Below are 18001 nucleotides of genomic sequence, written 5' to 3'. Positions count from 1 at the left end.
CCCCCAGGGAGCCCGGCACGTCGGTAGAACTAGTCGTTGTCGATGATCGTCGCTGTAAGGGTCATCGGGACCTTCAGCTCGGCGCCGTCGATCTCCTGGATGACCGCGCTGAACGTTTCCGCCGGTTCCTTGAGCTTGTCGTCGAGGATCTTCACGGACAGGTCACCGGTGGTCTGCCCGGGCTCGACGTAGCCGTCGATCGAGCGGTCGACCGGGCCGGTGCCCTCGTCGTTGGCGGACGTGTAGTCCTTGCGGATCACCGCCGTACCGTCCTTGAGCACTCCGGTGAAGGACACGTACTTGTCGCTCGGGGCGGACAGTTTGACGCCGAAGCTGACCAGGCCGGTCTTCTCGGTCGTCTTCAGGTTGGTGAGGGTCAGCGTCGGCGTCGGGTCGTCGTCCAGGACCAGACCGTGGCCGAAGGACTCGTTCAGCGACCCGTCGTGCGGCACGGACAGCACCAGGCTGAACGGCAGGTCGTAGCTGTCCCGCGTGTTCCCGGTGATCGGCACAGTCACCTTCTGCCGTACCTGTCCCGGCTTGAACACCAGCTGCCGCCCGACGTCTCCGACGCTCTCACCGAGCTCGCCGTTCGTCTCGACGTACACGCTGACCGGCCGGATGCTCGGACGCGACATGGTCACCCAGAAGTCGACCATGTGGGTGCCCTTGTCCCCCTCCTTCACAGTGACGTCCGACGCGGACAGCTTCGGCAGGAGCACCGCAGGTGCCGACAGCCCGAGCCCCGGCGACGAGAACGACAGGTCGCTCACGTACGCCGACCCGCTGGCCACCCTGTCCGTACGCAGTTCCACCGCACGCACATCGCGCAGATCCACGCCCTTCAGCGACGACACCGGGATGCGCACCGTCCGCAGCAGGTTCTTCGGCAGACCGCTGTCGTTGCTCCCCGGCATCCGCACCAGCGCATCACTCACCGCGGACACCGGTACGACGGCCGCCCGCCCGTGCCCGTCGACCACGTGGACGCTCAGGTCGGTCTTGGGCGCGCCAGCCGGGTCCGGTGCGGCGCGGAACGTCAGCGCGGCAAACCGCCGTACGTCGCGCTGTCCGGCCGGCACACTCACGCGCACTACCCCGTTCGTCCCGGTCCACTTCAGCTGCGTGACCGCAGTGGTCGGCGTCTTGGCGGCAAACCACGCAGTACCCCAGTGCGGTGCGTTGGACCAGTCATCCGTCGCCATGCACGTCGGCGTCGCTGCTCTGAGGCCCGTGGTGGTCACACCGGCGCAGACCGTCGCAGTCACCTTCCCCGTGACCGCTCCGGCCGGCAGAGTCTTGTCGAAGTGGTTCACGTCCCGCCGCGAGCCCAGCGGAGCCTGCGACACCACACGTACGACGGCCTTGCCCGCAGACGCTGCCCGCGAGTCCGACCCGTCGAACTGCGGCAGGAACTGCTTCTCGTGCCCCAGCTGCAACCGGAAGAATCCGGCGACGTACGCCGTCCCGACCGCCTGCTGCTCCTTCGCCGTCAACCGGCCTGCGTACTTCGCACCGCACGGCGACGCCTTCTCGTCGCCGAACCAGTCGTCGTTCGACGGCGCGACGGACTGCCCCGGTGTCCACTCGGTGTTGAAGAAGTTGTGGTTGGCACCCATGACCGTGACCGTCGAGCGCGGTGCGGTGTCGCCACCGACGGAGTACCGCGTGTCGTCGTAGAACTTCTGTCCTTGCAGGTCGGACACGTCGCCGTCGCAGTACGGCAGCACGACGCTCATCGCGACACCGGGCACGGTTGCGCGAGCGAAGTCGGTCGGTGCGAGTGGCAGCACCGCACGAATCCCGTACTGACCACCGCGGTCCGCGTTGAGCACCGCAGCACGTGCGACGCCCTCACCGCCGCGCGAGTGGCCCATCAGACCGACGTTCTGCAGGTCGATCTTGCCGACGAACCTGGTGCCGAACGGTGCGCCGCCGACCGTCGACCACTTCCGCCACAACGCCAGGTGGTCGAGGATCAGCTCGGCCCGTGCCTGCGCGCCCGCGTCGTACGCCTCGCTGTCCCAGGCGTTGATCGCGTTGGCGCTGATCGACACGACCTGGTACCCGTTGCCGGCCAGCGCGGTCGCCGGACCGTCGTACCCGCGGTAACTCGGGATCGCCTTCATCCCCGCCGGGCACGGCCATGGTTTGTCGTTGTCGGACGGGTGGATCGGCTCGCCGTAGCAGACCTCGTGCCGGCCGTGCAGGAAGACGACCAGCGGCCGCGGACCGATCGCACCACGCGGCGAGTACACCTTCCCCAGCAGCTCTGAGCGGTGCTTGAGCCCGGGAAGGTAGACAGCCTCATTGCCGAGGTTGTACTCCGCTGTGTCGACCTTGTACTTGCCCAGCGCACCCGGGTCCGCCGGCAGCAGCGGACCACGCCGCGCCTTCAGCCAGTCGGCGTCGGTCGGGCCGGCCGCGGTGATGCCACGGCTCATCCCGGACTGCTTCCCCAGGTCGCCGGACCAGACCAGGCGTACGTCGCGGGCCTTCAACACAGCAGGGTCAGCACTGACCAGCGTCAGCGACTTGCGATCGGGCGACTGCTTGGCGACACCCAGCGGTTTGCCGTCGACCGCCAGCAGCGGAAGTGACGCGCGCATCGGCGCAGGTGTGTCCAGGTGCAGCGTGAGCTGATAGCCGCCGGTCACCGCACGTACGTCCCACTGGTTGCCTTGAGCAACCGATGGGGGGATTTGCAATGGGAGCGGCGGTGCGGCGGTGGCGGTGAGTGTCCCCACACCGAGCAGTGCGACAATCCCCAGCGACAGACTTCGGGCGGTTCTGCCGATCACTCGCACAGTGGTCCTCTCGTTCGTTCGACAAGTCATCTGTAGTACTTGTCAGGCGAGAGGAAAGTTGACCGGATCCGTCGCTCAGTCGTGTCTCAGTCGGGCCTCGGATTCGACTCGATCAACTGCCGGAACGCGCGAGCAACCTCCTCCGGATGCTCCATCTGGGCGACGTGCCCGGAGTGCGGCAGGTAGAGCAGCCGTGCGTTCGGGAACGTGCGCTGGGCCTTGGTCCGGATCCGGGCGTCGACCAGGCGGTCCTTGCCGCCGTAGATCAACAGCACCGGGCACTCCACCTTGGCCGCGTCCGCCCACAGCGACCGGCGCGGTCTGGCCAGCGACGACCGCAGAATGCTCCGCGCGCCGTCCAGCGTCGCCTGCTTGCCCCACGGGTCGGTGTCGCGCCGGTGCAGCTCGGCCTCGTACGCCGCCCGTACCTCTGGCGCCAGCGACCGCGGATCACCGAACACCATCGCCAGCGAGGCCTGGAACCGCCGCTCGAACGGCAGCCGCGCCGACCGCTCCAGTACGGCGGGACCGATCCGTGGCGTGGCCAGCGCGGTGAACCACAACGCGCTGGCCGACACCCGCGGATGCGGCAGCGCCGGCGAGATCAGCGTCAACGAGGCCACCAGGTCAGGACGCAGCGCGGCCAGTGCGACCGACGACGCCCCACCCATCGAGTTGCCGAACACATGCACCGGCTGGTCGAACTCACGCTCCAACAGCTCGACCAGTACTGCGGCCTGCTCGGAGATCCCGATCACGCCGGAGATCGGCGTACGCCCGAAACCGGGCAGGTCGGGGGCGATGCCGCGGATCGTGCCGTTGAGCATCAGACCCAAGGCGGTCCAGTTCAGTGACGACCCGCCCAGGCCGTGGACGAACAGGGCGGGCGGGAGATCCGGCCCCGCACCAGGTACGTCCCTGACGAGCAGATCCACCCCTGCGACCGGCACCCGCCGATCCGGCCAATGCTTCAGCTCCGGGGGCACGGCGTCCCCGGTTACTGGTCCGTAACTCTCCACGACACCCATGTTAAGACGCCGGCGAGGTGGAGACTGGGACGCATGGCGGGCGCGCAGCAGCAGCTGACGACCGAGGTGGACGGGCAGACCATGAAGCTCACCAACCTCGGCAAGGTGCTGTATCCACAGACCGGGTTCACCAAGGCCGAGGTGATCGACTACTACCACCAGGTGGCCGAGCTCCTGCTCCCCCACCTGAGCGATCGGCCCCTGACCCGCAAACGGTGGCCCGACGGCACCGAGGCGGCGTACTTCTTCGAGAAGAACGCACCCCGCGGTACGCCGGCCTGGGTGCGCACGGAGATCCTGCCGACGCCCGGGAGCTCGACCGGTCGCGACGAGGCCGAGTTCGTGGTGTGTGACGACGTACAGACCGTGGTGTGGCTGGCGAACCTGGCCGCGCTCGAGCTGCACGTGCCGCAGTGGCGGATCGGCCTGTCCGACGGCGGCAAGGACCCACAGGCGGATCTGATCGTGTTCGACCTCGACCCGGGGCCCGGCGCGACGATCGTGGAGTGCTGCGACGTGGCACTGGCACTGCGGGAGCTGCTGAGCCACTTCGGTCTGGAGGGCTGGCCGAAGACGTCCGGGAACAAGGGCATGCACCTGTACGTGCCGATCGAGCCTGCGTCGTCCCGGAAGACCAGTGCGTTCGCCAAACAACTGGCAGAGCAGCTGGCGGAGGCCCTGCCGGAGAACGTGACCGCCAACATGACCAAGGCGCTCCGGCCGAACAAGGTGTTCATCGACTGGAGCCAGAACGCCAGCGCGAAGACCACGCTGGCGCCGTACTCGCTCCGGGGCTCCGACGAGCCACGGGTCTCCACACCGATCGACTGGGACGAGGTGGCGTCAGCCACGTCACCGGAGGAGCTCCGGTTCCTCCCGCACGACGTACTGGCCCGGATCGAGGAGTACGGCGACGTACTCGAGGGCCTGTACGACGATCCGCAGCCGCTACCGACCTGAGCAAGGAGGCGACATGTCAGACACCGACTTCGAGGGCCCGGACTACGACCCGGCCTTCGACGCCGAGTACGACACCGAGCAGGACCCCCTCCAGGAGACCGCCGAGACCGACCTGCCCGCCGACGCCAACCCCGCGGACGTGGAGGAACAGCGCCGTGAGGTGGGCGACGACGAGGAAGACGATTACCGCTGACGCCGGACGGCGATCGGGCTGGTTCGGCGGGGAAGCTACTGACGAGGAGGACTGCTGGGTAGGATTCGGTGAACACCACCCGAAGGAGCGCCACCGTGTCGACCACTCCGGAGACAGCACCCAAACGCGGGAGCCGCCTGCCCCGGCTTGCTCGACGCGCGCAACTTCTCGAGGCGGCCCAGGAGGTGTTCGTCGCGAACGGGTACCACGCCGCGGCGATGGACGACATCGCCGACCGGGCCGGTGTCTCCAAGCCGGTCCTGTACCAGCACTTCCCCGGCAAGCTCGAGCTCTACCTGGCGCTCCTGGACACCTCCTGCGACGCGATCGTCGCCTCGGTACAGGACGCGCTGAAGTCCACCGAGGACAACAAGCTGCGGGTCGCGGCGACCATGCACGCGTTCTACGACTATGTGGCGAACGCGCAGGGCGCCTTCCGGCTGGTGTTCGAGTCCGACCTGACCAACGAGCCGGCCGTCCGCGAGCGGGTCGACCGGGTCACGCAGGCCTGCGCGGAGGCAGTGTCCGAGGTGATCAGCGCGGACGCGGGCCTGAGCCGCGAGCAGTCGATGGTGCTGGCGGTCAGTCTGGTCGGCATGGCGCAGGTCAGCGCGCGGTACTGGCTCGGTGAGGGCAACCCGTCGATCCCGCAGGAGCACGCCGCCGACCTGGTCGCTTCGCTGGCCTGGCGCGGCATCCGCGGCTTCCCCCGCACCGACAGCTGAGGTTCTGAGGTTCTGCTCTGGGCGGACGGGTGAGAGCTCGGCGGCGGCAGCGGATAGGCTCGAAAGCGTTACCGGCGAGAGCCGCCGGTCGGAACGTGCCCGGAGGGTTTCGTGGAGGTCAAGATCGGCGTCCAGCACGCCAATCGCGAGTTGGTGCTGGAGAGCGAGCAGAGCCCGGAAGAGGTCCAGGAACTGGTGGCGGAGGCCCTCGCCGGCAAGACCGGTCTGCTGCAGCTGACCGACGAGAAGGGCCGCCGGGTGCTGATCCCGGCCGACCGGCTGGCGTACGTCGAGATCGGTGAGGTGTCGACCCGCAAGGTCGGGTTCGGCGCGATCTGATCCCGGTCCGGACACGTTAGAGCGTGTCCGGGTTGCGGAGCGCGGTCGAGAGGGCACGATGGCGTTAAGACCTGCGTCGTGAATGGTCTGGTTGTCACGGGGCACCAGGTACGCGCAGGTCCGCCATCCCTCACAAGGAGGAACCGTGTACTGGGTCTGGATGATCATCGTCAGTCTCATCGCGGGCATCATCTTCGGGCCGCTGGCCCGGCTGGTGCTCCCCGGCAAGCAGAACATCAGCCTCGGCTGGACCATCCTCGGCGGCGGCATCGGCGCCTTCATCGGTGGTCTGATCGCCTACTTCCTCGGCGTCAAGGACACATCGGGCCCGGACTGGATCCAGTACCTGATCCAGATCATCTGCGCCGCGATCGTCATCGCGATCATCTCGTCACGCAACACCAAAGCCAAAACCGTCTAGCCCAGGCACCACGAAACGGCCGCCGCCCCGCAAGGGGCAGGCGGCCGTTGCCGTTTCTCAGGCCTGCAGGCCCAGCGCGGTCATCCGGGCGGTGTGAGCCTCGGTCAGCCGCGTGAACATCCGGCCGATGGCGGCCAGATCGAGGCCGGGGCGGTCGACGCTGCCGGCAAGGAGTGCGGTGAGCGAGTCGCGGTCGGCGGCGATGCGCTGGGCCTGACTGAGGGCCTCGCCGACCAGTCGGCGGCCCCAGAGCGCCAGGCGGCCACCCAGCTTCGGGTCCTCCTCGATGGCGGCGCGGACCCGGTCGACGACGAACTCGGCCTGGCCGGAGTCGCCGAAGACGTCCAGCACCAGGGCCCGGGTCTCCGCGTCGACGAACGACGAGATCTCCCGGTAGAAGTCGTTCGCGAGCCCGTCCCCGACGTACGCCTTGACCAGGCCCTCGAGCCAGTCCGACGGCGCGGTGTGGTCGTGGAACGCGTCCAGCGGGGTGACGAACGGGCTCATCGCGTCCATCGGGTCCACGCCGAGCTCCACCAGCCGGTCCCGGAGCCGCTGGAAATGGCCGAACTCGGTGGTCGCCAGCGCCGCCAGCTCCGCCTTGTCGTTCAGCGTCGGCGCCAGCTTGGCGTCCTCGGCCATCCGTTCGAACGCGGTCAGCTCGCCGTACGCGAGCACTCCCAGCAGATCCACCGCCGCGGCCCGGTAGGCGGGATCATCAAAGGCCGTCTGCTCCATGCCCGGCACCCTATCGGGCCGGGGGCGAGGGCAAAGGACAAAAGAGCAAAAGACGGGGAGGAGGGGAAGATGCTCGGCACCCTGTCTGTCCGGCGTTCTAGTGGCGCAAACCACACGAAGCGGCGTTGACAGGTTGAGCGGTTACACTGGTGAGCGATTCGCCGGTGACGCGCCCAGATGGGCAAGCTGGTGCGAGGTGCTTGCACAGTGTCCCCGCGCCTCACGTAACAAGGCGCCCGGCCCCTGAGCAATCTGTCCGCACAAGCATGTGAGAGGCGATCAGCCTGACCACCTTCCGAGAGCTCGGCGTGCTGCCCGAGATCTGTGACGCGCTCGACCGCGTCAACATCGTGGAGCCGTTTCCGATCCAGGAAATGACACTCCCCGTCGCCCTGATGGGCACCGACCTGATCGGCCAGGCCCGGACCGGGACCGGCAAGACGCTCGGCTTCGGGATTCCGTTGCTGCAGCGCACCATCTCCCCCGGCGAGGCCGACTACGAGGAGCTCGCCGCTCCCGGCAAGCCGCAGGCGCTGGTCGTCACCCCGACCCGCGAGCTGACCATCCAGGTCGCCAAGGACCTGACCACCGCGTCGACCGTGCGTACGGTCCGCGTGCTGACCATCTACGGCGGCGTCGCGTACGAGCCGCAGCTGGACGCGCTGAAGAGCGGCGTCGACGTCGTCGTCGGTACGCCGGGACGCCTGCTCGACCTGGCGAACCGGGGCGTTCTCGACCTCGGCCACATCAAGGTGCTCGTCCTCGACGAGGCCGACGAGATGCTCGACCTGGGCTTCCTGCCCGACGTGGAACGCATTCTGCGCAAGACTCCTGAGCTGCGGCAGACGATGTTGTTCTCGGCAACGATGCCGTCGGCCGTCATCGCGCTGGCACGCACCCACATGCGGCACCCGCTGAACATCCGGGCCGAGTCGCACGAGGACACCCAGATGGTGCCGACCACGGCACAGTTCGTCTACCGGGCGCACGATCTGGACAAGCCCGAGGTGGTGGCGCGGATCCTGCAGGCCGAGGACCGCGGCCGGGTGATGATCTTCTGCCGGACCAAGCGCGAGGCCTCCCGGCTCACCGACGACCTGCAGGACCGCGGGTTCAAGGCGGCCGCGATCCACGGTGACCTGAACCAGCAGGCCCGCGAGCGGGCGCTGACCCGGTTCCGCGGCGACAAGATCGACGTACTGGTCTGTACCGATGTCGCGGCCCGCGGGATCGATGTCGAGGGCGTCACGCACGTCATCAACAACACCTGCCCCGAGGACGAGAAGACCTACATCCACCGGATCGGCCGGACCGGGCGCGCGGGGGCGAGCGGCATCGCCGTCACCTTCGTCGACTGGCCGGACGTGACCCGGTGGAAGGTGATCAACAAGGCGCTCGACCTGCCGTACGAGGACCCGCAGGAGATCTACTCGACCTCGCCGGAGCTGTACCACGACCTCGGCATCCCGTCGGACGCCAAGGGCCGGATCCGCGCACCGCAGGCCCGCGAGGCTCGCGAGCCGCGCGAGGACGCACCCCGTGGCCGTCGCGGCGGTACTGCGGAACGGTCCGAGGGCCGGTCCGAGGGTCGCTCCGAAGGTCGCTCGGAGAACCGTTCCGAGGGCCGGTCGGATGCGCGGTCGGACGGCGATGGCGCCCGGTCGGGGCGGAAGCGGAACCGGACGCGCAAGCGCACCCGGGCCGGCCAGCCGGTCGAGGAACTCGCCGACGTCACCACGAAGACCGAGGTCCCGCCATCCACCGAGGTGGTGCAGGAGGAGGACCGCAAGCCCCGCAAGCGCACCCGCACCCGCAAGACCGCGGAGGCGCCCGCAGTCGAGGCTGCTGTCGAGGTGGCTGTCGAGGTAGCTGAAGAGCCGGCCGAGAAGCCGGTCAAGCGGACGCGCACTCGCAAGACCGCCGAGGCGAAGCAGGAGCCGGCTGCCGAGGCCACTGCAGACACGGATGAGAAGCCGGTGAAGCGGACGCGGACTCGCAAGACCGCGGCGCCGAAGGCTGCTGCTGCTGCTGAGGTGGACGCCGGTGAGCCGGCGGACGAGAAGCCGGTCAAGCGGGCGCGTACTCGGAAGACTGCGGAGAAGAAGGCCGCTCCGCCGGCTACGACGCCGATCTTCAGCGCGCCGGAGTGACCGTTTCCGAACGGTGATCTGAGCCTGCAACACCCAGCCCTGCGTGGGCCGTCCTAGGGCGGAAACCACGAGAGAGGGGCTGGGTGATGGGGCGGATCAGAGCGGTAACAGCCGTGCTGGCCACAGCGGGGATCGTGCTGCTGTCCGGCTGTGGGGCGAGCAGCGACAACACCAGCGGCACGAGCGAAGCCGCGCCTGTGCAGAAGCAAGGGTCCGAGGCGGCCGACGGCGGCGCCAAGGCACAACCCCCGGCGCAGCCACAGGCCGGGAAGTCCCAGTCGGGCGGCAACGACGACCCGTCGATCACGCGGGCGATCATCAAGACCGGTTCGCTGACCGTCGAGGGTGACGACGTCTCGGACATGCGGCAGAAGGCCGTCCTCGCGATCGCCGGCCTGGACGGCCAGGTCTCGTCCGAGGACACCGGCAGCGACCCCGACGGCAAGGTCACCCGGGCGAACCTCGTCCTGAAGGTCCCGACCAAGTCGTTCGAGACCGCGATCCAGCGGCTCTCCGATCTGGGCAAACGCCTGCAGATCCACCAGGAGTCCACCGACGTCACCGAGCAGGTCGTCGACGTCGCCAGCCGGATCGAGTCCCAGCGCGCCAGCCTCGACCGGATGCGGGCGCTGATGACCAAGGCGAACACGATCGCCGAGATCGTCTCGGTCGAGAGCGAACTCACCCGCCGCGAGTCCGACCTGGAAGCTCTCCTGGCCAAGCAGAAGAACCTCGCGCTGCAGACCGATCTCGCCACGCTCACGCTGACCCTGACCGAGAAGGGCAAGCCGCCGGTGGAGACGGAACCCACGCAGGACAAGGGTTTCCTGGCCGGTCTGAAGGGCGGCTGGAACGCGTTCACCGCGGTGTTCTCCGCGCTGGCGACCGCGGTCGGTGCGATGCTGCCGTTCCTCGTGCTGCTCGCGATCATCGCCGTACCGCTGTGGCGTTTCCGGCACCGGTTGCTGCGGAAGCAGCCGAGCGCCGGTCAGTGAAGCAGTGCGCCGGCCAACGCCCGGTAGGCCTTCGCGCCGGGCGAAGCCGGCGCCGTACTGAGCACGGTCTCGCCGATCGCCGGCGCCTCCGCGAACCGGATCGACTTCGGGATCGCCGGCTGCAGTACGTCGAGCGAGTACGTGTCCGCGATCGTCTCCAGCACCGCACGGGCGTGGGTCGTGCGTCCGTCGTACAGCGTCGGGAGTACGCCGAGCACGCGCAGGCCCGGGTTGGTCAGCCGTTGGACGTCGTGCACGGTGTCAAGTAGTTGCCCTACGCCACGATGTGCCAACGTCTCGCACTGCAAGGGAATCAGGACGTCGGACGCCGCGGACAGCCCGTTCACGGTGAGCAGGCCGAGCGTCGGCGGGCAGTCCACGATGATCCAGTCGTACGACGAGCGCAGCGGCCGCAGGGCGTTCCGCAGTACCTGCTCGGGGCCGCTCTCGCGCGCCAGCTGCACCTCGGCGGTCGCCAGCTCGATCGTGGCCGGCACCAGGTCCGGCGCGTCGTCGAACTCGATCAGCACGTCCCGCGCCTTCACGCCGCCGAGCATCACGTGGTGGATGGACTTGTCCAGGTCCTCGGGGTCGATACCGACCGAGAACGTCAGGCATGCCTGCGGGTCCAGGTCGACGATCAGAACCCGTTGGCCGAGCTCGCCCAGGGCTGCGCCGAGGGTGGCGACGGTGGTCGTCTTGGCCACGCCGCCCTTCTGATTGGCAACCGCGAGAGTGCGAGGCACCCGGCCATTGTGCCGCACTGCGGACCGGCCTCATACCCGGGAGCGGTTACCCTCTTTACTTGTGAGTACGCCGCGTACGCTGACGCTCCCGCACGGGGTGCACCCCGTGACCCTCGAGACCGACCGTGGCTCGTTCGCCACGCTGACTGCGGTGCCTGAGATCGGTACGCCGCTCGGCACCGTCCTGCTCGTTCCTGGCTGGACGGGTAGCAAAGAGGACTTCACGCCGCTCGTGGATCACCTGTGCCGGTACGGCTGGCGGACCGTGGCCGTTGACCAGCGTGGTCAGTACGAGACCGCTGGGCCGGCGGACAAGTCGGCGTACTCGCTGGCTGAGCTCGGGGCGGATGTGGTCGCGATGAGCAAGGCGCTCGGCGGGTTCAGCCAGCTGGTCGGGCATTCGTTCGGTGGACTGGTCGCGCGTGAGGCGGTGCTGACCGACCCGTCGGTGTTCTCGACGATCAGCCTGATGTGCTCGGGGCCGGGTGCGTTCACCGACGAGCAGACGCTGCAGAGCCTGCAGATGCTCGCGTTCGGGCTGGAGAACCTGCCGATCGAGCAGGTGTACGACCTCAAGCTCGGCCACGACCGCGAGGTTCCGGGGTACGTCGCTCCGCCGGAGGACGTCGCTGCCTTCCTCCGGACCCGGTTCACCAGCAACGTGCCGCTGAGCCTTGCCGAGATCACGCGGCGGCTGACGGACGCGGAGGACAAGACGGATCAGCTGGCCAAGTCCGGCGTACGCGTGCAGGTGCTGCATGGAGAGACGGATGACGGCTGGCCGATCCCGGTGCAGCACGCGATGGCCGCGGCGCTCGGAGTCAAGGCAGAGGTCGTCCCGGACGCCGGTCACTCACCGGCCATCGATCAGCCCGCCGCGACCGCCCGTCTGCTCGTCGACTTCTTCCACGACTACCCGAGCCTGGCTACCCAGGTTGATTAGCTGACCGGTCGGACCTGCGGCTGCACGTTGAGCAGGTCCAGGCCGACCGGAGCGAGGGCTTCTTTCACCCGCTCGGTGTACACGAGGAGCGAGATCGGTGCGGCGCCGCCGGTCATGCCGTCGGCGCCGCCGCTCATGTACACGCCGAGGTAGTCGTGGCCGAGGATCGTCTCCAGCTGGGTCCGGACGCGCTCGCTGTCGGCGTTGCTCATCAACACCTGGGTCACGCACAGGTTGCCTCGGTAGACCTTCTCGAAGGCCGCGCGGACTGCGGCAACGTCTCCGTGTGCCACACCGAGCATCATCACGACTGGTGCGTTGCGCGAGGTTCCGTTCGGGTAGAAGGTGACCGGTCCGTACAACTGACCGGCGTTCGCCTCGAGGAACGCCTTGACCGGGGCGGAGTAGATGTTGCTCGGCTTCGACGGCCAGCCACCGGCCGGCGCCGCGCACGGGAGTTTCGGAAGACCCGTGTCGACCGGCGTGATCGGCTTCGACACCTGCTGTACGTCGATCGTCCGGTCGCGCCAGATGCCGGTCACGGACGCGCTGCCGGTGCGGACGTCCTTGATCGTCTTCAGGTCGGAGATCTGGTCCAGGTCGAGGCCGTTCAGCTTGACCGCGAACTCGTCGGGGCAGGTCGGCGCCGGCTCCTTGCCGGGCAGGTAGCCGATGTCGCTCACCGGCAGTGGTGCACAGAAGACCGGGGTCTTGCCGGGTGCGGCGATGATCCGGCCGCTGACCTGGACCTTGTCGCCGGGCTTGACCAGCAGTTCGTCGTTCGGCTGGTGGTTGCCCTGGGCAAACGGTTGCGGGCTGCCGACCGCTGCAGTGGGGTTCTTGGGCGGGCTGGGCAGGACCGTAAGTACTCCGGCCGCGATGACTGCGACGCTTGCCGCCGCGAGCGCGGGGACCCAACGGCGGCGGGGCTTGCGGCCGCCGGTCAGCATGTACTCCAGGTCGGGCTCTGGCGGTGCTTCCTGCTCGGCCCGCCAGCCAGCGCCCGCCCGCGTCAGCAGGTCGTCGATCTCGTCGGTCGGCTTCATTCTGTGACCTCCAGCAAGGTACGGAGCCGGGAGCGGGCGTCCGAGAGGGTCGACTTGACGGTGCCTTCGGAGCAGCCCATGACGGCGGCCGTGTCGGCGATCGACAGGTCGGCGAAGTAGTAACAGTCGACGGCAAGCCGCTGCCGCTCGGACAGCGAGGTGATCGCCTCTTCGACGTCCATCCGGGCGTCGACATCCGGACGGGACACGGGTGCGGTGTCGGGCGTGTCGATCAGCGACAGCTGCGGGCCGGTGCGCATCCGGCGTACGGCCTTGCGTGCTTGGTCGGCCGTGATCGCGAGCAGCCAGGCTGACGGCGTACCGCGGCTCGCGTCGTACTGCGATCGCTTGGACCACGCCCGCGCGAGCGCCTCCTGCACGATGTCGTCCCGATCCGCCCCAACCGCCAGCCGAGCCGCCAACCGAGCCATCGCCGGCAGATGCGGCCGCACCCAGGCCGCAAACCCAGGCCCGTCCCCCGGAGGCACCTCCACACCGGCCACCGGTTCACCCGTCATCGTCGGCATACCTTCTCTACCCCCGAATCACCCACCCGGTTGGGTCCCTACCCGCATTTCAACGACCCCACCACCCCAACGTCACCACCCACCCCCTTTCGTAACGCACCCGAGTTATCCACAGATCCAAGAATCCACCCCACAGCGTCCATCACGTTTCCTACGGTCGAAGAAAGACGCCGAACCGCCTCAGGGGACCACATGCCACGCCCTCCGGACCATCCGCCCGACCTCGCCGCCGTCCGTCGAGCCTTCGACGCCAGCCGGCCACTCGACTGGGGCGACGACTCACTCGCGCCGGCAGACATCGCCCGCCGGTACGGCATGAAGGCGACCCGCAAGAGTCTCGAACTGCTCCGGCGTACAGCTGAGATCGAACCGCGGGTCACCGACCAGTTCCTCGCCTCGATTCCCGCCGACAGCTCGCCGTACCAGCTCAGCCGCCGGGTGAAGTCGCCGGAGTCGCTGGCTCGGAAAATCCGAACCTGGTCCGATGCGAACAACCGGAATCCGGTCGAGGACCTCCTCCGGTACACCGTGCTGACCGAGTCACCCGACCAGCTCGTCGCGTCGACCCGCAGTACCACCGAGGCGCTGACAGATCACGGGTGGCGGGTTCTGTACGCGATGCATTCCTACACGGACGGCTCGCGGTACAAGGGGGTTCACGCCCACTTCAGTACGCCGGACATCGATCGGCTCGAGATTCAGTGGCATTCGGTCAGCTCCGCCGAGGTCAAGGAGCTCACGACGCGCTGGTACGAAGCCGAACGCAGTCTCGCCACCTCGGACGCCGAGCGGACTGCCGCACGGGAGAAGTGCGTGGCAGCATCCGCGCAACTCAGCACGCCGGCCGGGATCGACGGCCTCACAGAGCTGGGCGGTCGACGCGTCAAGGTCAAGAACTACAGTGACTCCCGACAGATGGTGACCGAGCGACAACCTGGCGCGACAGAACTGACAAGACGATCGACCACAGATCGGGACCGAGGCGAGGGGATCGCGCGATGAAGCTGTACCTGGTGAAAGACGACGAGCGGCTGGTCTGGGTTGCGGCGTTGGCGCATGAGCACATGTACTCGTACGTCGCGAACACCGGGAAGTTCCACGACAACAATGCCCTGCGCAACGACTTCTACATGGAGCGCGCGTTCACCTACGAGCCGATCGGACCGGCCGACGCACGCCGCTTGATCCGCCAAGGCGTCGGCACCCTCGACGAAGACGACCACTCCGACTCCCTCACCGACTGGCGCGCCGACCCAAAACCCCTAGACCCCACCGACGTACTCTCCATAGCCGCCGGCTACACCGAGTAGGAGCCTCGCGGACGATGACGCGGTTGTTCTTGGTCAAGGACGGTGAGAAGGAGCTGTGGGTGGCGGCTTTGGTGGATGAGGATGTTTGGACGTACGTGGGGAACACCGGGAAGTTCCACGTCAACGAGGGCGCTCGGCACGACTACTACTTCCTGAATGAGCTGCAGTACCTCGATATCGGGATCGCGGAGGCGAAGCGGCTGATGCAGGCCGGCGTGGGGATCGTCGACGAGGCGGACTCGCCGGACGCAGTACGCCGCTGGCGTGAGGATGCCGAGGGCATGGATCCCGAGGTCGTATTCGCCTCCATGGCCGCCGACCTGCGCTGACCGTTCACACGTTGGTCGTCGGGGCGTAGAGCTGGGTGATGACGGATTCGATGGTGGGTTCGGATACGGAGAGGTCGACCAGGGGGTAGTTGGCGGCTATCTGGGCTAGGAGGGGGGCCGCGCTGGTGGTGGGTGGGAAGGTTAGGTGTTGGCGGGGGCCGTCGACCCTGGTGACGGTGGCGCCGTTGACCTCGATCGGGGGGAGGGATGTCGCCAGGTCGACGACGAGGGTGCGTGGGGCGGACTGGCTGGATTTGAGGCCTTCGAGGGTGCCGTCGAAGATTTGGTGGCCGTGGTCGATGACCATGACTCGAGTGCAGAGGGCTTCGATGTCGTCGAGGTCGTGGGTGGTGAGGATGATCGTCGTACGGCGGGCCGCGTTGATCTCGGCCAGGAACTCGCGGAGCCTCGCCTTGCTGATCACGTCGAGGCCGATGGTGGGCTCGTCGAGGTAGACGATCTCGGGGTCGTGCAGCAGCGCGGCCGCGATGTCGCCGCGCATGCGTTGTCCCAACGACAGTTGGCGAACGGGGACATCCAGCAGCTCGCCCAGATCCAGCAGCTCCACGAACGTCGCCAGGTTCTCGCGATGACGCGCCATCGGTACGTCGTACATCTTCTGCAGGACCGCGAACGAGTCCTTCAACGGCAGGTCCCACCACAACGTCGTACGCTGCCCGAACACCACCCCGATCCGCTTGGCCAGCTTCAATCGGTGCCGCGACGGATCCACCCCGGCGACGCGGATCGAGCCGCCCGACGGCACCAGGATCCCGGTCAGCATCTTGATCGTGGTCGACTTCCCGGCCCCGTTCGGCCCGATGTAGCCCATCACCTCCCCCGGCTCGACGGTGAACGACATCCCGTCGACCGCCCGCACCTCACGCTTCGTACGCCGCAACCCGACCCGCGACGTGACCGTGAACGCCCGCGACACATCCGACAACTCAATGACAGGCATCTCAGCTCCCAGTACTGCGATAGCGACGAAGACCGCCCCGCCAGGCCAGCGACGCGAGCGCGACCATGACGACCGCGACCAGCGGCGACAGCAATCCGATCCAGGACGGCAACCCCAACGGGGCCGGCTTACCCAGCAGGTACAGCACCGGGTAATAGTTGACAAAGGCAAGCGGTACGACGAACGTCACGGCCCGCACGATCTCCTTGCCGAAGACCGCCAACGGGTACTGCGTCAACGTCTGCCCGCCGTACGTGAACGAGTTGGCCAGCTCCGCGGAGTCCACCGACACAAACTGGAACGCGGCGCCGAGCACGAAGATCGCCCCGAAGATCACCGTCCCGGCGACGATCGACACCACCAACATGATGCCGCGGGCAACCGTCCAGTCAACGTCCAGCCGGCTGAACGCGAAGATCATCACGACCAGCGCCTGGATCGGCCGGCCGATCCGCCGCAGTGCGAACCCGTCGGCCGCGGTCTGCAGGAACGCCGGCACCGGCCGGATCAGGTACGCGTCGAACGTCCCGGTCCGGATCCGCTCCCCGACCCGCTCGATCGACCCGGTGAACAGGTCCGCGATCCCGAGCGTCATCGAGGCCGTTGCGTACAGCAACGCCATCTCCGCCAGCGAGAACCCACCGAACGACGAGATATGGCTGAACATCAGCACGATCGCGACGAAGTCCATCACCGTCAGCACCATCGAGCTGAACAGCATCAGCACGAACGACGCCGGGTACGCCATCGAGGACCGCACCCACATCATGATCAGCATCCAGTACTGCGACGGCGCCCGGAGCACGCGCTCAACCACCCTGGATCACCACCTTGCGGGTCGCCACCGACGTGACCAGTTGCGCGGCGAGCAGCAGCACCACGATCCAGCCCAGCTGGAACAGCAGCGCCGAACCGGTCCCGCCCGGGTTCCGGCCGAGCCAGATGTCGATCGGCACCTGCATCGTCGCGGCCCATGGTGTCGCCCGGGCGAAGTCTCCGATCGCGCCCGGGAACACCACCAGCGGCAGGATCATCCCGGAGAAGAACGTCGACAGCACCAGCGCCAGCTGCTCCATCCCGCGCGTGTCGGTGATCCAGAACCCGGACAGCGCGACCAGGTAGCGGATCCCGAAGCTCACCAGGATCGCCAGGAACACACCGGCGACGACCGCGAGCCAGGCCAGCGGTGTTGAAGGGAACTTGAGGTCGAACACCAGTGCTCCGACGAGCAACGGCGCCCCGCCGCGCACCAGCAACTGGAACATCGCCCGGCCGAGGTCGACGGACAGCCACCAGAGCAGCAGATGCGTCGGCCGGTACAGATCGACCGCGATCTCACCGCTGCGGACCCGCTCCCCCAGCTCGCCCGTCGTCGTGGCGCCCCAGATCCCGACCGGCATCAGCAGCCCCTGCTGCAACCACACGAAGGTCAGCGCATCCGAGACGTCGTACCCGCCCAGGTTCGGACGCTCGTGCCACAGGGTCAGGTAGATGCCGCAGAGGATGAACCCGAAGACGGTGTTCGTGAACGCGCCGGACGCGGTGGCGATCCGGTACGTCGAGAACCGCCGGAACGACCGTACGGCGATCGCCCAGTACACGCCCATCTGCTACCTCCTCTCGCACTTGTGGTGGTGTCCGAGAGCCGGTGATCAGCACAGCGGCACGCGAAACCGCCCCGGATTCATCAGGACCCGGGGGTACGGACACCACTGTGAAGGCATGGTTGAACCACGCCGATTGTCAAGGCAGAGAACGGACGGTACGCCGCGGCGCGCCGAAG

The 18001-nt window shown here is 67.9% G+C and carries 20 protein-coding genes; 11 read left to right on the top strand and 9 right to left on the bottom strand.

Going from position 1 to position 18001, the window contains the following annotated elements; genetic code table 11:
• Window positions 1-29: 29 nt before the first annotated feature.
• Together ACFWUU_RS24475 and ACFWUU_RS24470 are read right to left on the bottom strand one after the other, a co-directional pair.
• Window positions 30-2801 (bottom strand): Calx-beta domain-containing protein, encoded by a 2772-nt coding sequence (locus ACFWUU_RS24475; protein ID WP_380178513.1) that lies wholly within the window; start codon window positions 2799-2801, stop codon window positions 30-32.
• Window positions 2802-2893: 92 nt separating this feature from the next.
• Window positions 2894-3826, bottom strand: coding sequence for an alpha/beta fold hydrolase (locus ACFWUU_RS24470; protein WP_137258214.1), 933 nt, complete (start codon window positions 3824-3826; stop codon window positions 2894-2896).
• Window positions 3827-3868: 42 nt separating this feature from the next.
• Here ACFWUU_RS24470 and ligD point away from each other — a divergent pair, with 42 nt between their 5' ends.
• From ligD to ACFWUU_RS24445, 5 genes are all read left to right on the top strand, one after another.
• Window positions 3869-4795, top strand: coding sequence for a non-homologous end-joining DNA ligase (ligD, locus tag ACFWUU_RS24465; RefSeq protein ID WP_380178511.1), 927 nt, complete (start codon window positions 3869-3871; stop codon window positions 4793-4795).
• Window positions 4796-4808: 13 nt separating this feature from the next.
• Window positions 4809-4988, top strand: a complete 180-nt coding sequence (locus ACFWUU_RS24460) for a hypothetical protein (RefSeq protein WP_137258216.1) — start codon at window positions 4809-4811, stop codon at window positions 4986-4988.
• 95 nt (window positions 4989-5083) lie between these two features.
• Window positions 5084-5713, top strand: a complete 630-nt coding sequence (locus tag ACFWUU_RS24455; RefSeq protein ID WP_134108667.1) for a TetR/AcrR family transcriptional regulator — start codon at window positions 5084-5086, stop codon at window positions 5711-5713.
• 111 nt (window positions 5714-5824) lie between these two features.
• Entirely contained in the window at window positions 5825-6052 is a 228-nt protein-coding gene (locus tag ACFWUU_RS24450; RefSeq protein ID WP_130439935.1) for a DUF3107 domain-containing protein, read from the top strand.
• Between the two features lie 145 nt (window positions 6053-6197).
• Window positions 6198-6473 (top strand): GlsB/YeaQ/YmgE family stress response membrane protein, encoded by a 276-nt coding sequence (locus tag ACFWUU_RS24445; RefSeq protein ID WP_137258218.1) that lies wholly within the window; start codon window positions 6198-6200, stop codon window positions 6471-6473.
• Window positions 6474-6530: 57 nt separating this feature from the next.
• On the opposite strand, the gene ACFWUU_RS24440 is transcribed toward ACFWUU_RS24445, so the two are convergent.
• Entirely contained in the window at window positions 6531-7211 is a 681-nt protein-coding gene (locus tag ACFWUU_RS24440) for a ferritin-like fold-containing protein (RefSeq protein WP_137258219.1), read from the bottom strand.
• Between the two features lie 374 nt (window positions 7212-7585).
• Between ACFWUU_RS24440 and ACFWUU_RS24435 the strand changes: the two genes are divergently transcribed.
• Both ACFWUU_RS24435 and ACFWUU_RS24430 read left to right on the top strand, forming a co-directional pair.
• Window positions 7586-9361, top strand: coding sequence for a DEAD/DEAH box helicase (locus ACFWUU_RS24435; RefSeq protein ID WP_380178509.1), 1776 nt, complete (start codon window positions 7586-7588; stop codon window positions 9359-9361).
• 86 nt (window positions 9362-9447) lie between these two features.
• Window positions 9448-10356, top strand: a complete 909-nt coding sequence (locus tag ACFWUU_RS24430; protein ID WP_380178507.1) for a DUF4349 domain-containing protein — start codon at window positions 9448-9450, stop codon at window positions 10354-10356.
• On the opposite strand, the gene ACFWUU_RS24425 is transcribed toward ACFWUU_RS24430, so the two are convergent.
• Complete coding sequence (locus ACFWUU_RS24425; protein WP_137258223.1) at window positions 10350-11102, bottom strand: ParA family protein; 753 nt, start codon at window positions 11100-11102, stop codon at window positions 10350-10352. The genes ACFWUU_RS24430 and ACFWUU_RS24425 overlap by 7 nt on opposite strands.
• 61 nt (window positions 11103-11163) lie before the next feature.
• Between ACFWUU_RS24425 and ACFWUU_RS24420 the strand changes: the two genes are divergently transcribed.
• Complete coding sequence (locus tag ACFWUU_RS24420) at window positions 11164-12045, top strand: alpha/beta fold hydrolase (RefSeq protein WP_380178505.1); 882 nt, start codon at window positions 11164-11166, stop codon at window positions 12043-12045.
• Here the strand turns inward: ACFWUU_RS24420 and ACFWUU_RS24415 are convergent.
• Both ACFWUU_RS24415 and ACFWUU_RS24410 read right to left on the bottom strand, forming a co-directional pair.
• Window positions 12042-13091: a hypothetical protein gene (locus ACFWUU_RS24415; RefSeq protein WP_380178503.1), complete on the bottom strand. Its 1050-nt coding sequence runs from the start codon at window positions 13089-13091 to the stop codon at window positions 12042-12044. The genes ACFWUU_RS24420 and ACFWUU_RS24415 overlap by 4 nt on opposite strands.
• Entirely contained in the window at window positions 13088-13609 is a 522-nt protein-coding gene (locus tag ACFWUU_RS24410; RefSeq protein ID WP_380178501.1) for an RNA polymerase sigma factor, read from the bottom strand. The genes ACFWUU_RS24415 and ACFWUU_RS24410 overlap by 4 nt, the downstream gene beginning before the upstream one ends.
• 201 nt (window positions 13610-13810) lie before the next feature.
• On the opposite strand from ACFWUU_RS24410, the gene ACFWUU_RS24405 reads away from it, so the two are divergent.
• The 3 genes from ACFWUU_RS24405 to ACFWUU_RS24395 are packed head-to-tail and all read left to right on the top strand — an operon-like array spanning window position 13811 to window position 15257.
• Window positions 13811-14620, top strand: coding sequence for a hypothetical protein (locus ACFWUU_RS24405; RefSeq protein WP_380178499.1), 810 nt, complete (start codon window positions 13811-13813; stop codon window positions 14618-14620).
• On the top strand, window positions 14617-14928 hold the full coding sequence (locus ACFWUU_RS24400; RefSeq protein ID WP_380178497.1) for a hypothetical protein: 312 nt from the start codon (window positions 14617-14619) through the stop codon (window positions 14926-14928). The genes ACFWUU_RS24405 and ACFWUU_RS24400 overlap by 4 nt, the downstream gene beginning before the upstream one ends.
• Before the next feature lie 14 nt (window positions 14929-14942).
• The gene (locus tag ACFWUU_RS24395) at window positions 14943-15257 is read left to right on the top strand and encodes a hypothetical protein (protein WP_380178495.1); all 315 of its coding nucleotides are present in this window, start codon (window positions 14943-14945) and stop codon (window positions 15255-15257) included.
• Between the two features lie 4 nt (window positions 15258-15261).
• On the opposite strand, the gene ACFWUU_RS24390 is transcribed toward ACFWUU_RS24395, so the two are convergent.
• The 3 genes from ACFWUU_RS24390 to ACFWUU_RS24380 are packed head-to-tail and all read right to left on the bottom strand — an operon-like array spanning window position 15262 to window position 17825.
• The gene (locus ACFWUU_RS24390; protein WP_380178493.1) at window positions 15262-16218 is read right to left on the bottom strand and encodes an ATP-binding cassette domain-containing protein; all 957 of its coding nucleotides are present in this window, start codon (window positions 16216-16218) and stop codon (window positions 15262-15264) included.
• 1 nt (window position 16219) lies between these two features.
• On the bottom strand, window positions 16220-17035 hold the full coding sequence (locus ACFWUU_RS24385; protein WP_233715087.1) for an ABC transporter permease: 816 nt from the start codon (window positions 17033-17035) through the stop codon (window positions 16220-16222).
• Window positions 17028-17825, bottom strand: a complete 798-nt coding sequence (locus tag ACFWUU_RS24380) for an ABC transporter permease (protein ID WP_380178491.1) — start codon at window positions 17823-17825, stop codon at window positions 17028-17030. Before ACFWUU_RS24380 ends, ACFWUU_RS24385 begins: the two co-directional genes overlap by 8 nt.
• Between the last annotated feature and the right edge of the window lie 176 nt (window positions 17826-18001).

It is taken from the genome of Kribbella sp. NPDC058693, assembly GCF_042715335.1.
Taxonomy (GTDB): Bacteria; Actinomycetota; Actinomycetes; order Propionibacteriales; family Kribbellaceae; genus Kribbella; species Kribbella jiaozuonensis.
Note: the sequence above shows the minus strand (reverse complement) of the source record. Positions and strands in the feature narration are given on the sequence as shown.

Bases quoted from the DNA above. Each gene is read 5' to 3' on its own strand.
- ligD (WP_380178511.1), top strand. From the start codon at position 3,869: ATGGCGGGCGCGCAGCAGCAGCTGACGACCGAGGTGGACGGGCAGACC.
- ACFWUU_RS24460 (WP_137258216.1), top strand. From the start codon at position 4,809: ATGTCAGACACCGACTTCGAGGGCCCGGACTACGACCCGGCCTTCGAC.
- ACFWUU_RS24440 (WP_137258219.1), bottom strand. From the start codon at position 7,211: ATGGAGCAGACGGCCTTTGATGATCCCGCCTACCGGGCCGCGGCGGTG.
- ACFWUU_RS24435 (WP_380178509.1), top strand. From the start codon at position 7,586: ATGACACTCCCCGTCGCCCTGATGGGCACCGACCTGATCGGCCAGGCC.
- ACFWUU_RS24430 (WP_380178507.1), top strand. From the start codon at position 9,448: ATGGGGCGGATCAGAGCGGTAACAGCCGTGCTGGCCACAGCGGGGATC.
- ACFWUU_RS24415 (WP_380178503.1), bottom strand. From the start codon at position 13,091: ATGAAGCCGACCGACGAGATCGACGACCTGCTGACGCGGGCGGGCGCT.
- ACFWUU_RS24410 (WP_380178501.1), bottom strand. From the start codon at position 13,609: ATGACGGGTGAACCGGTGGCCGGTGTGGAGGTGCCTCCGGGGGACGGG.
- ACFWUU_RS24405 (WP_380178499.1), top strand. From the start codon at position 13,811: ATGCCACGCCCTCCGGACCATCCGCCCGACCTCGCCGCCGTCCGTCGA.
- ACFWUU_RS24400 (WP_380178497.1), top strand. From the start codon at position 14,617: ATGAAGCTGTACCTGGTGAAAGACGACGAGCGGCTGGTCTGGGTTGCG.
- ACFWUU_RS24395 (WP_380178495.1), top strand. From the start codon at position 14,943: ATGACGCGGTTGTTCTTGGTCAAGGACGGTGAGAAGGAGCTGTGGGTG.
- ACFWUU_RS24390 (WP_380178493.1), bottom strand. From the start codon at position 16,218: ATGCCTGTCATTGAGTTGTCGGATGTGTCGCGGGCGTTCACGGTCACG.
- ACFWUU_RS24380 (WP_380178491.1), bottom strand. From the start codon at position 17,825: ATGGGCGTGTACTGGGCGATCGCCGTACGGTCGTTCCGGCGGTTCTCG.